Source organism: Mesorhizobium sp. B2-7-1, assembly GCF_006440735.1.
Classification (GTDB): Bacteria; Pseudomonadota; Alphaproteobacteria; order Rhizobiales; family Rhizobiaceae; genus Mesorhizobium.
The window spans coordinates 1-12,941 of the sequence record NZ_VFUA01000152.1 but is presented as its reverse complement, the minus strand read 5'-3'; the positions used below and the strand labels follow the sequence as shown (position 1 = coordinate 12,941).

Annotated in this window: 10 protein-coding genes and 2 tRNA genes; 11 read left to right on the top strand and 1 reads right to left on the bottom strand. The window is 62.7% G+C overall.

Annotated features, from left to right (window positions below; genetic code table 11):
* A partial coding sequence (locus FJ471_RS35000; RefSeq protein ID WP_181179894.1) for a hypothetical protein occupies positions 1–358 on the top strand: 358 nt, incomplete at its 5' end.
* Entirely contained in the window at positions 355–651 is a 297-nt protein-coding gene (locus FJ471_RS32365) for a hypothetical protein (protein WP_140809636.1), read from the top strand. The genes FJ471_RS35000 and FJ471_RS32365, both read left to right, overlap by 4 nt.
* A 554-nt stretch (positions 652–1,205) precedes the next feature.
* On the opposite strand, the gene FJ471_RS32360 is transcribed toward FJ471_RS32365, so the two are convergent.
* Positions 1,206–1,280, bottom strand: a tRNA-Asn gene (locus FJ471_RS32360).
* Between the two features lie 208 nt (positions 1,281–1,488).
* Here FJ471_RS32360 and FJ471_RS32355 point away from each other — a divergent pair.
* The 9 genes from FJ471_RS32355 (at position 1,489) to FJ471_RS32315 (ending at position 12,856) form a co-directional block, all read left to right on the top strand.
* A complete protein-coding gene (locus FJ471_RS32355) occupies positions 1,489–1,752 on the top strand; it encodes a hypothetical protein (RefSeq protein ID WP_140809634.1) in 264 nt (87 codons plus the stop codon).
* Positions 1,753–1,924: 172 nt separating this feature from the next.
* Positions 1,925–1,998 (top strand) — tRNA-Cys (locus FJ471_RS32350).
* A 93-nt stretch (positions 1,999–2,091) separates the two neighbouring features.
* A complete protein-coding gene (locus FJ471_RS32345; RefSeq protein WP_140809631.1) occupies positions 2,092–2,766 on the top strand; it encodes a protein-L-isoaspartate O-methyltransferase in 675 nt (224 codons plus the stop codon).
* A 185-nt stretch (positions 2,767–2,951) separates the two neighbouring features.
* Positions 2,952–4,331: a TolC family outer membrane protein gene (locus FJ471_RS32340; RefSeq protein ID WP_140809629.1), complete on the top strand. Its 1,380-nt coding sequence runs from the start codon at positions 2,952–2,954 to the stop codon at positions 4,329–4,331.
* Positions 4,332–4,619: 288 nt separating this feature from the next.
* Complete coding sequence (locus FJ471_RS32335) at positions 4,620–5,405, top strand: PopZ family protein (RefSeq protein WP_140809627.1); 786 nt, start codon at positions 4,620–4,622, stop codon at positions 5,403–5,405.
* A gap of 256 nt (positions 5,406–5,661) precedes the next feature.
* Positions 5,662–8,445, top strand: a complete 2,784-nt coding sequence (locus tag FJ471_RS32330) for a valine--tRNA ligase (RefSeq protein WP_140809625.1) — start codon at positions 5,662–5,664, stop codon at positions 8,443–8,445.
* Between the two features lie 361 nt (positions 8,446–8,806).
* Entirely contained in the window at positions 8,807–10,027 is a 1,221-nt protein-coding gene (locus FJ471_RS32325) for an OmpP1/FadL family transporter (RefSeq protein ID WP_140809623.1), read from the top strand.
* A 290-nt stretch (positions 10,028–10,317) separates the two neighbouring features.
* Positions 10,318–12,042, top strand: coding sequence for a dihydroxy-acid dehydratase (ilvD, locus tag FJ471_RS32320; RefSeq protein WP_140809638.1), 1,725 nt, complete (start codon positions 10,318–10,320; stop codon positions 12,040–12,042).
* Positions 12,029–12,856 (top strand): tetratricopeptide repeat protein, encoded by an 828-nt coding sequence (locus tag FJ471_RS32315; protein WP_140809621.1) that lies wholly within the window; start codon positions 12,029–12,031, stop codon positions 12,854–12,856. Before ilvD ends, FJ471_RS32315 begins: the two co-directional genes overlap by 14 nt.
* Positions 12,857–12,941: the final 85 nt, after the last annotated feature.

Here is a 12,941-nt window from a genome sequence, read left to right as displayed (position 1 = left end):
GATCTACACCAGCGACAGGATCAGTGAAACACACGGCCGCTGGTTCAACCACAGCTCCGGGCGCGAATTCAAAGCGCTGTTTCGCAGGGCCAAGAAATACGAGGATGCCAAGGAACGCGCGCTGGCGGCGACGGGCATCAAGGCCGCAGTCGAGGAACGCGAGTTCGCTATCGATGACGTCCGGCGTGCGTTCTACGACATCTCCAAAGAGGATGCCTGCACCGTCACCGGACTGATCGCCAAGGCCAACGCAATGACGTGCTTCGCCTCGATCAGCAAGGAGACGGCCTTCTATTCCAAGCACATGGGCGACAAGCTGGCGGCCGATATCCTGCGGGTGATGGGGAAACTGACATGAGCGGCATCTTCGAGAAGTTCGCGGTTGATGCGGCGAAGGAGGCCAATGCGAAGGTCAGCGAAATCGATCTCGTCGCACGATTCTTGGCGCACCTAATGGAGACCCTTCACGGCGACCGCTACCGCGTCCAGATAGATCACCAAGTTGGGTTCGTGGCGATTGTGCAGATAGGGCGCCGGAGAAATGGAAACCGGGATATTTTCCACCCCAGTTTTCGGCCGGCCACCGTTGCTGAGAAGCCCGGCCTCCCGCTGCGCCGCCATCACATGAGCATCCTCGATAAGGGGTCCTGAAACTCTTCCATCGCGGAATAGCTTTGGCCCATGCGGCTCGCCAACTTGGCGACACGCAACGGGCGGATCGCTTCACCACCGACCTGCTACGTGGCCCGGCTGCTCAGGTGGCCGGGCCTTTTCTTTTTAGCTCGATTGCCGATTCGGATGAATCCGCCTCGCCACTTTTAGAGCTTCAAGCTGCATCCGACTCATTTCATTGAGGCAGCCGCTCACCGGCGTCCTGTAGCCTTCACGTGGGACGAAAAATTCCTTCGACCAGGGTAGCCAGATGGTTCGATCGAGATCGAACCTAGTTACAGACGGCAAACCACATTCATCCAGCGCCATGCTGTTTTCGATGATAAGATCAATGGACGCTGGTCATGCTTGGCATTGGTCGTTGCCAAACGTTACCTCAACGGCAGACATAGTGCCGTCAGGGCTGAGTTTGATGCTTCGCACGAGTGCTGGCCTGTGCTTGGGCCCTTGTATTTGTAGCCCGGAACGTAGCCCTGAACGACTTTTCCCGGCATGCTGGCAGGGCGGCATTCCAGCTAAGTCTTTGAAAAACTTGGCTCCCCGGGCCGGATTCGAACCAGCGACCAACCGGTTAACAGCCGGTTGCTCTACCACTGAGCTACCGGGGAACGGAGGCTCTGACGTGAGTGGCGCAGCCTATAGCAAACACCTTTCGGCTTTGCAAAGCAGCATTTCGCAATTTTTCTCCAGTTTTTGATGCGGCTATTTGTGCCATCGTTCGGCATGCCCACATATGAAGGGCTTCACACCGGCACGGAACAAAGCGGCCGGTATCCCCTTGGACATGAGTTCGGCAGCAGATGGGATCTGGTTTGAATGACCGCAGCGGACGATGACAGCGCCCCGGCGCGGAAGATTTCGATCTTCGGCCGCGAGTTCACGATGCCGCGCTCGCGCGGCTGGCGAATCGCGATCGGCATGCTGCTCACCCTTGGCGGACTTCTGGGCTTTCTGCCGATTCTCGGCTTCTGGATGATTCCGCTCGGCCTTCTGGTTCTGTCCTATGAATTCGCGATGATCCGGCGCCACCGGCGGCGATTCGTCGTCTGGTGGGAACGCCGGCGGCGTCCCGACCGATGAGCTTGCAGCGGAGGACCGGCTCCGCCACGGCGGATGCCCGGACCCGGGACAACCGACTGGTAATCACCACTTTCGCCGCCATATGCGAAAGCGTCGGGAATGACGCGCGAGCGCTTGACGACCTTTAAGCGCCAACATAATGAGTTCGCTCGGAACGCCGGGAGCATTGCGAGGCCTCGTGGCGGAGTGGTTACGCAGAGGACTGCAAATCCTTGCACCCCGGTTCGATTCCGGGCGAGGCCTCCAGATGCTTGCGGGTTCCAGCGCAATCGCGCCGGAGCAGGGGTTCCAGTCGAAGTTTTAGCCGCGCGTCCGGCGCGGGGAGCGGATTGTTGGGACATGAACGCTAATTTCTCCGAACGCCGCGTGAAGATGGTCGACGGCCAGGTCCGCACCACCGATGTAACCAGCGCGCCGCTCATCGAAGCGATGCTTTCTGTCCCGCGCGAGGCCTTTGTCGGCGCCGGACAGCAGGATCTGGCCTATATCGACGAAGACATCCGCATTTCCGATGGCGCCAATGGCGCCGGCGCGCGCTACCTGATGGAGCCGTCGCCGCTCGCCAAGCTTTTGCAACTGGCCGAAATCGATGCCGGCGATTCGGTGCTCGATGTCGGTTGCGGCACCGGCTATTCCGCCGCATTGCTGTCGCGGCTCGCGCGTTCCGTCGTGGCGCTGGAGAGCGATCCCGTGCTGGCGGAAGCGGCAAAATCCACGCTTTCCAGCCTTGGCTGCCAGAACGTCGCGGTGCTGAGCGGGCCGTTGCCGCAGGGGCAGGCCGCCAAGGGGCCTTACAACGTCATCTTCATAGGCGGCAGCGTCGAGGAAGTGCCGCCGGCGCTGCTCGACCAGCTTGCGGAAGAAGGACGCCTGGTTGCGGTCGAAGGACAGGGCAACTCTGGCGTGGCCCGGCTGTTTTTCAAAGCCGGGGGGGTTGTAACCGGAAGACGGGCCTTTAATGCGGCAATTAAGCCACTACCGGGCTTCGAACGTGCTCACGCGTTTGAATTCTGAGCGTTTTTGCCTTGCAGCGAGAGTGCTGTCATGATCGCTTGCGCCAGACAATCGTTGCTGATTGGTTAACCGGGTGTTTTCGGGAGACTGTCAGCGGGGGAACGATAAACAACGCGGCGCTGGCCGATCCGTAAGGGTAGGCCGACGTGGCGTGGTTCCCATGCAAAACGAATGAGGGAAATAACGTGCCGCCTCTACGCAAGAGTGTTTTAGTAGCTATCCTTGTTTCCGCCACGGCGCTTTCGCCGTTGGCCGCTTCCGCCGAAACCATTACGGGCGCTCTCGCCAAGGCCTATCAGTACAATTCGCAGCTCAACGCGGCACGCGCCGGCGTGCGCGTCACCGATGAGGGCGTGGCAATCGCCAAGTCGGGCTGGCGCCCGACCGTCACCGGTTCGAGCAGCATCGACTACACCAGCACCCACGCGCAGGGCTCGACCCAGAACATAACCACCGGCAACTTCGGCGTTCAGATCAACCAGACGCTGTTCGACGGCTTTCAGACCAGGAACAACGTCGCCGCGGCGGAAGCGCAGGTGAAGGCTTCGGTCGAAAGCTTGCGCAACACCGAAGAGAATATCCTGTTCAACGCGGCAAGCGCCTATATGGACGTGATTCGCGATCGCCAGGTCGCGGTGCTGACCGAGCAGAACCTGCAGTTCCTGACCGAGCAGGCGCGCGCCGCAAGGTCGCGCTTCGAGGTCGGCGAGGGCACCCGCACCGACGTCGCCCAGGCCGATGCCTCGCGCGCCACGGCCGTGGCGCAGCTCAGCGCCGCCCGCGCGACGGCGCTGGCGAGCGCCGCCACCTATCATCAGATCGTCGGCGACGAGCCGGGCAAGCTTAAGGCGGCATCGCCTGTGGCCAAGTTGTTGCCGTCGAGTGTGGATTCGGGCCTGGCCATCGCCTCGGCCGAGCATCCGGCCATTCTTGCCACGGAGCATCTTGTCGACGCCGCGGCATTTGTGGTGAAATCATCGGAAGGTGCGCTGCTGCCGCAAGTGACGGCTTCGGCCGGCATTTCGGACAATTACAGCCACTCCGCTCCTGACATCAGGAGCACCAACGGCACCTCGACCTCGGCCAATATCGGCGCCACGCTGACCATTCCGATCTATTCGGGAGGACGGACCTCGGCGCTGGTGCGGCAAAACAAGGAATCACTTTCGGAGGCGCGCATCCAGATCGACGTTACCCGTGATCAGGTGCGCCAGGCTCTGGTCACGGCATGGACGCAGTACACCTCGGCGCGAGAAAGCGTGGATGCCAACAGGCAGGTGATCGATGCCGCGCAACTGGCGCTCAACGGCGTCATCGAGGAGCGCAATGTCGGCCAGCGCACCACGCTGGATGTGCTCAACGCGCAGAACGCGGTTATCACCGCCAAGATCAATCAGGCGAGCTCCGAGCGCGACGTGGTGGTGGCGAGTTATGCCATTCTCCAGGCGATGGGCCGGTTGTCGGTCGATCGCCTTGGCCTGGCGGTCACCAAATACAGGCCGGAAGAGCATTACAACGCCGTCAAGGACAAGTGGTTCGGACTGCGCACGCCCGACGGGCGCTGATTCCCAACAGCATGCTTCCGGCAAAACGCCGCGTGTCCGATGGACGCGCGGCGTTTTTCTTGTCGACGGCTCGGGCTTATCGGGCCGCGAGCCGCCTAATCTGTTGAAATCCAACGTGTCCCCAGATTGGGGATTCTCGGATGACGATCGGTCGGTTACGCTGTCGTCATTGATTCGAATTCCAACCCGGGCAGGAACGGAATTCATAGACGGGTCAAGTTCTTGAACAGGTCTGGTTTTTGGACAGGTCTGGTTTTTGGACTGGTCACCAGGGCGGCGGATGTGACGATGGCGACGGCAAGCAGCGCGCAGCGCGAACCTTCCATGGAAGAGATACTCGCTTCCATCCGAAGGATCATCGAAGACAGCGACACCGGGCGCAAGCAGCCGGCCGAGGCCGGCGAGCTGCGCCAGGATCTGGAGCCTGCCGCGGTTAGCGCTCCCGCCGTGGAGGTCGACGCCTTTCGTTCCGAATTGCATGCCGACGCCCGCAAGCCGGCGACACTGGCGGAGGTCCAGGCCCAGCTTGCGGCGGCCGATCCGGCGATCGCACGCGTCGAGGCTCGGCCCGAGCCGGTCAAGGCGGCTTCGGTCGATGCCGGGACTGCTGAGCCGAGCGCGCAAGCGGCCACGAGCAGGCCGGCCGCGGCAAATGCGCCGCAGTCGGCCGAGACCATTGTCGCCGATTGGCGGCGCGAAATAGCGGCGGTCGGCGGCAGCACGGTTACCGCGAGACCGGCCGTCCGGGTCCCGGAAGCCGCGCCGAAGGTCGAGATCGAGAAGGAAGAGCCGGCATTTGAAGCTGCCGCGCATGCCGGCGCTGCCCGGGCATCCGAACCGGAGGCGCAGCCGGCCCGGCCCGCGATCCTTTCCGAGCGTACGGGCAGGCAGGTCGCCGCGGCCTTCGGCGAGCTTTCCGACGCCTTTGCCAGCCGCGGCAAGAAGAGTTTCGACGAGATGGCCGAGGAGATGCTGCGGCCGATGCTGCAGGATTGGCTCGACAACAATTTGCCGACGCTGGTCGAAAGGCTGGTGCGCGAGGAGATCGAGCGCGTGGCGCGCGGGGCGCAGTAAGCTGCCGGACTAGGCAGTCTGAGCGCCGCCTTGGGCGGCGCTTTTGTTTGAGGCCGCCGTCGCGTGGAAGCGGATACAGGCGACGCGCTCTTGCCGGCGACTTGCATCAGCCGGGCACGCCATTGTGGAACCGGCCGGGATTGCCGCCGGCCAAGGCCGGCCTATCTGTGAGAGCGATCGCAGCTCTCGCGGTTGACTCGGCCAAGACCTTCCGATTTACACCGGACGCTTGTTCCCGACAGTTCGGATTTCCTCCATGCTTGAAAAGACATACGACGCCAAAGCCGTCGAGCCGAAGATCGCCAAAATCTGGGAAGAGGCCGATGCCTTCCGGGCCGGCGCCGGCGCGGAGGAAGGGGCCGAAGCCTTCACCATCGTCATCCCGCCGCCGAACGTCACCGGCTCGCTGCATATGGGCCATGCGCTCAACAACACGCTGCAGGACATCCTCGTGCGCTTCGAGCGCATGCGCGGCAAGAACGTGCTTTGGCAACCCGGCATGGATCACGCCGGCATCGCCACGCAGATGGTGGTCGAGCGCCAGCTCATGGAAAAGCAGATCCATCGCCGCGATCTGACGCGTGAAGAGTTCATCGAGAAAGTCTGGGAGTGGAAGGCCGAATCCGGCGGCGCGATCTTCAACCAGCTGAAGCGGCTCGGCGCCTCGGCCGACTGGTCGCGCGAACGCTTCACCATGGACGAAGGCCTGTCCAGGGCCGTGCTGGAAGTCTTCGTCACGCTCTACAAGGAGGGCCTCATCTACAAGGACAAGCGCCTTGTGAATTGGGACCCGAAGCTGCTTACCGCCATTTCCGACCTCGAGGTCGAGCAGCATGAGGTGAACGGCAATCTCTGGCACTTCCGCTATCCGATCGAAGGCGAGGCGTTCGACCCTGAGAACCCGAAGACCTTCATCACGGTCGCGACGACGCGTCCCGAGACGATGCTCGGCGATACGGCGGTCGCCGTGCATCCGGGCGACGAGCGCTTCACCGATCTGGTCGGCCGCAACGTCGTGCTGCCGATCGTCGGCCGCAAGATCCCGATCGTCGCGGACGAGTATTCCGACCCGGAAAAAGGCTCCGGCGCGGTCAAGATCACGCCGGCGCATGACTTCAACGATTTCGAGGTCGGCAAGCGCCACAAGCTGCCGGCGATCAACATCCTGACGGTCGAAGCGGACATCAAGCTGAAGGACAATGAGGATTTTCTCGCCGGTCTAGAGGTCACACCGGAGCGGCAGGCGGTGTGGGACGAGCTCGACGGGCTCGACCGTTTCACTGCCCGCAAGAAGGTCGTCGAGCTGATGGAAGCCGGCGGGTTCCTCGACAAGATCGAGCCGCACCGGCATGCCGTGCCGCATGGCGACCGCGGCGGGGTGCCGATCGAGCCGTTCCTGACCGACCAGTGGTATGTCAACGCCGCCGAGCTCGCCAAGCCCGCGATCGCCTCGGTGCGCGAGGGCCGCACCAATTTCGTGCCGAAGAACTGGGAAAAGACCTATTTCGACTGGATGGAGAACATCCAGCCTTGGTGCATTTCGCGCCAGCTCTGGTGGGGACACCAGATCCCGGCTTGGTACGGGCCGGACGGGCGTGTCTTCGTCGAAAAGACCGAGGAAGAAGCACTCGCTGCCGCAATCGAATATTACCTGGCGCTGGAAGGGCCGTGGAAGGCCTGGGTCGAGGACAAGCTCGAGAATTTTCAGCCGGGCGAGATACTGACCCGCGACGAGGACGTGCTCGACACCTGGTTCTCGTCGGCGCTGTGGCCGTTCTCGACGCTCGGCTGGCCCGACAAGACGCCGGAGCTCAAGACCTATTACCAGACCGACGTGCTGGTGACCGGCTTCGACATCATCTTCTTCTGGGTTGCCCGCATGATGATGATGGGTCTGCACTTCATGGACGAGGAGCCGTTCCACACCGTCTATGTGCACGCGCTGGTGCGCGACAAGAACGGGCAGAAGATGTCGAAGTCGAAAGGCAACGTCATCGATCCGCTCGACCTGATCGACGAATATGGCGCCGATGCGCTGCGCTTTACGCTGACCGTCATGGCGGCTCAAGGGCGCGATGTGAAGCTCGATCCGGCGCGCATCGCCGGCTACCGCAATTTCGGCACCAAGCTGTGGAACGCGACGCGCTTCGCCGAGATGAACGAGGTCGCGCGCAACGACGATTTCTGGCTGAACGACGCCAAGCTGCCGGTCAACCGCTGGATCCTGACCGAGCTGACGCGGGCGGCGCGCGCGGTCACCGAAGGCATCACCAGCTATCGTTTCAACGAGGCGGCAGGCGCCGCCTATCGGTTCGTCTGGAACCTGTTCTGCGATTGGTACCTGGAACTGTTGAAGCCGGTGTTCATGGGTACGGACGAGGCCGCCAAGGCCGAGAGCCGGGCCTGTGTCGCCTTCGTGCTGGACGAGATCTACAAGCTCCTGCATCCGATGATGCCGTTCATGACCGAGGAACTGTGGGCGCAGACCGCGGGCGAGGGCAAGCAGCGCTCATCGCTGCTTTGCCATGCCGCCTGGCCGTCGCCCGATTTCAAGGACGAGGAGGCTGCCGCCGACATCAACTGGCTGGTCGATCTTGTCTCGGGCATCAGGTCAGTGCGTTCGGAAATGAATGTGCCGCCGGCGGCGATCGCGCCGCTGATGGTGATCGGCGCCAACACGCTGACGCAGGAGCGGCTGGAGCGCCACGCCCAGGCGATCAAGCGGCTGTCGCGCGTCGGCGACATCGCGCTCGCCGATGCGCCGCCGAAAGGCTCGGCCCAGATCGTGCTCAACGAGGCGACGGTGAGCCTGCCGCTCGGCAGCCTGATCGACCTCCAGGCCGAGGCCGCGCGGCTGCAGAAGGAACTGGCCAAGGTGACCGAGGAGATCGCGCGCCTGCACAAGAAGCTGTCGAACGAAAAGTTCGTCGCCAACGCGCCGGAAGAAGTGGTCGAGGCCGAGCGCGAGAAACTCGCCGAATATCGCGAGGCGCAGGAGAAGCTTTCGGTGGCTTTGGCGAGGGTCCGCGACGCTGGCTGAGCGGCAAGATTCGCCCTTACTCCGAGGCCCTTTCCTGTACGTTAGCTGCCTCGAAAATGAGCGTGCCGCTACGTTAATTTTGACGTAAACGGAAAGTTTGCGCCCCATTGTTGCCATAATGTAACAATGGGGCCGTCTGGCCCAGAAAATGCCCATTTTTGCCCTGTTTTAGGCAGGTTCTTCAGATTTTTTCGATCATTTGACGCTGGTTGGCGCGATTTGGGCGCCAATTGCGGCGCCCCCCGCCATGGCGAAAATACGTGCTGTCAAGATGTACATGTACAGCTCTTGAAAACGTTGTTGCGTCATTAACCCGAATTGGTTCTAGCTTGAGCCACTTGTATTTCGGGGAGGGATTTCCATGAACATCTTGCGGCTCAAAGCTCTGGCGGGGGCTGGCTGCTTTTCGATCGCTTTGATCGGTGCCGCGATGCACCCCGCGCATGCCGGCGGCCTGGAGCGCGGCGGCTACGACATTGACCTGCTTTTCGATCCGGCGCCGGTCGCGACGGAAGCTGAAGCGACCTATGTGATGCCGGATCGCAAGTACAAGAATGCGAAGGGGCCGGGCGGAACCGATTTTGGTCTAGGGACCTCCGCCGATGGAGCCGAGGACTACTGGGTTCCTCGCATTGGAGTGAAGGCTCAAGTTGTCCAAGGCGTCGACTGTATGGTCGACTATTCGCAGCCTTGGGGCGCACATACCGCACCGGGACTTTGGAATGGCGCGGAGTCCAACGTGGAAACCGATATCAAGAGCAACAACTACGCAGGTACCTGCTCTTATAAGTTTGATGTCGGCAAGGGCCAGCTCCGTTTTATTGGCGGCGTGTTCTACCAGGATATTTCTGGCTTCAAAGAGAGCCTGCTGGCGCCAGTTCCGGGCTTGATCGGCCGTGTCGATCTCGAAGCCAACGGCTGGGGCTGGCGCGCTGGTGTTGCGTACGAGATTCCCGACATCGCGTTGCGCGCAAGCTTGGTTTACAATTCGCGGGTCAAGCTCGACAACATCTCGGGCACGCTCGATCTCACCAGCGTTGCCAAGGGCATCACCCCTATCTACGGCGAAAACACCTACATGCCGGATTCAGTCGAACTGAAGTTGCAGTCGGGTATCGCGCCTGGCTGGCTTGCGTTCGGTTCAATCAAGTGGGTCAATTGGAGCCTGTTGCAGAGCGTCGCGATCTGCCCCCAGGGCACGCAAGCCATAGCAGCGTGTTACACGGGCTCGCCGGTCGAGGCGACGTCGCTCGACCTGATGTATCGTGACGGCTGGACCGTTTCGGGCGGTATCGGTCACAAGTTCAACGACCAGTGGAGCGCCGCCGGCCAGTTGACCTGGGACCGCGGCACCTCGCATGGCTACGGCGCGCAGACCGACACCTGGACGATCGGCGGCGGCGTGGCCTACACGCCCCAGCCGAATATCGAAGTTCGTTTGGCGGGCGCGATCGGCGTGATGACCAGCGGCCATTCCGGGACGGTGACGGCCGAAGGCTATACGGCTGGCACCGACGCCAGCTACGACTTCGGCAACGATCTCGTCACGGCGATCTCAGGTGGAATCAAGATCAAGTTCTAAGTTTCTGAAAATTCATCGAAAAGGCCGGGCATTGCCCGGCCTTTTTCGTTGTGTCGATGGCGCTTCAGCCTGGTTCCGCCACCCGCTGTTGCAGATTCGCCGCGCAACCGGCGGCCGATACGATTGTGACGTTTCGGCAACAGTTTATGAACAACCCCCGCGCTAAAAGACTTGCCGAGGGAACTGCCCATTTCCCGCCATAAACCCGGAGCACCCGAGATATGTCCCGGGATGCGTGCCAGGTTGGCGCGGCGAGGGGGCCGGCCGCGGGGTGTGCGGCAAGGACGATGATGGACGCCAAGGCAATCTCGAAGGCCAAGCTTCCCAGCCGCTACGTGACCGTTGGTCCGGCGCGCGCGCCGCATCGTTCGTATCTCTATGCCATGGGCCTCTCGGCGGCCGAGATCGCGCAGCCCTTGGTCGGCGTCGCCAGCTGCTGGAACGAGGCGGCGCCCTGCAACATCTCGCTGATGCGCCAGGCGCAAGTGGTCAAGAAGGGCGTCGCGGCCGCCAACGGCACGCCGCGCGAGTTCTGCACCATCACCGTCACCGACGGCATCGCCATGGGCCACCAGGGCATGAAGTCGTCGCTGGTGTCGCGCGAGGTCATCGCCGATTCGGTCGAGCTCACCATGCGCGGCCATTGCTACGATGCCCTCGTCGGGCTCGCCGGCTGCGACAAGTCGCTGCCCGGCATGATGATGGCGATGGTGCGCCTCAACGTGCCGTCGATCTTCATCTATGGCGGCTCGATCCTGCCCGGCAGCTATCGCGGCCGGCAGATCACCGTGCAGGATGTGTTCGAGGCGGTCGGCCAGCATTCGGTCGGCACGATCAGCGACGCCGATCTGCTCGAGATCGAGCAGGCGGCCTGTCCTTCGGCGGGTTCCTGCGGCGCCCAGTTCACCGCCAACACGATGGCGACCGTTGCCGAGGCGATCGGCCTGGCGCTGCCCTATTCCTGCGGCGCGCCGGCGCCCTACGAGATGCGCGACCGCTTCAATTTCGCCTCGGGCGAGAAGGTCATGGAGCTGATCGCCAAGAACATCCGGCCGCGCGACATCGTTACGCTGAAGGCGCTGGAGAACGCGGCGACCGTGGTGTCGGCCACCGGCGGTTCGACCAACGCGGCGCTGCATTTGCCGGCGATCGCGCATGAGGCAGGCATCAAGTTCGACCTGTTCGACGTGGCGGCGATCTTCGAGAAGACACCCTATATCGCCGACCTCAAGCCGGGCGGCAAATATGTCGCCAAGGACATGTTCGAGGCCGGCGGCATTCCGCTGCTGATGAAGACGCTGCTCGACAACGGCTATCTGCATGGCGATTGCATGACGGTCACTGGCCGCACTTTGGCCGAAAATATGGAGCACGTTTCCTGGAATGAGAGCCAGGATGTTGTGCGTCCCGCCGATCGGCCAATCACCAGGACAGGCGGCGTTGTGGGCTTGAAGGGCAACCTTGCCCCCGAAGGCGCGATCGTGAAGGTCGCGGGCATGTCGGAACTGAAATTCTCAGGCCCGGCGCGCTGCTTCGATTCGGAAGAGGAGTGCTTCGAAGCGGTCACGCAGCGCAATTACCGGGAGGGCGAGGTTCTCGTCATCCGCTATGAGGGGCCGCGCGGCGGTCCGGGCATGCGTGAGATGCTGTCGACGACGGCCGCGCTCTACGGCCAGGGCATGGGCGGCAAGGTGGCGCTGATCACCGATGGGCGCTTTTCCGGCGCCACGCGCGGTTTCTGCGTCGGACATGTCGGGCCGGAGGCGGCGGTCGGCGGGCCGATCGGACTGATCAAGGATGGTGACGTGATCTCGATCGACGCCGTGAAAGGCACGATCGACGTGGCCCTGTCGGACGCCGAACTGGCGGCCCGGGCGAAGGGTTGGAAGGCGCGCAAGACCGACTATCAGTCCGGCGCGATCTGGAAATATGCGCAGACCGTAGGGTCGGCCCGCGACGGCGCGGTGACCCATCCGGGTGCGGCAGAAGAAACGCACTGCTATGCGGACATCTGAGGTGTTGAGGTCATCTGTCTTTTCGGCACTGGTCGCGCTTGCGACCTTGGGCGCCGTCGGGCAGGCCATGGCTTTCGACGACAAGGTGTTCGACGACAAGACCGGCGTGAAGCCGCAGTCGAGCCCTTGGGCCGTGTTCCAGTTCGGCTTTTCCGCCTACAAGAACGGCCATAAGGACCAGGCGGTCGAGGCCTATAAATATGCCGCCGAGAACGGCCAGATCGGCGCCACCTGGAAGCTTGCGCGCATGTATGCCGAAGGCGACGGCGTGACGCGCGACGACTACGCCGCCTTCAAGTTCTTCTCGGAAATCGTCGATCAGGACGTCGAGCCCGGCTCGCCGGAAGAAAGCTATGTGTCGGACGCCCTGGTGGCGCTCGGCGACTATCTGCGCAAGGGCATTCCCGGCACCCCGGTCGAGGAGAACGACGTCGCGGCGCAGGAATATTACATGCGCGCCGCCGCCAACTACCGCAATCCGAACGCCCAGTTCGAGATCGGCCGGATGTTCCTCAAGGGCGAGGGCGGCGTGAAGGCCAGCGTCAAGCAGGCCGGGCGCTGGCTGCAACTGGCGGCCGAGAAGGGCCATGCCGGCGCGCAGGCGACGCTCGGCAACCTCCTGTTCCAGAGCGGCAAGGTCGTGCGCGGCCTGGCGATGATGACGGCCGCACTCGAGCGGGCTCCGGCGGCCGACCAGCCCTGGATCCGCAACATGCAGGAAGAGGCGTTCGCCGCGGCAGGCGAGGCCGATCGCCGGACCGCGATCTCGCTCGCCGACGATATCCTGACCAAGGGCAACAACGGCGACCAGTAAGCGCCGCTCTAAAGCACGTCGCCTTTTAAAAGATTCGGGATTCCCTGACTGACGGTTTGATGATTCATTGCGGTGGAAGGGAGAA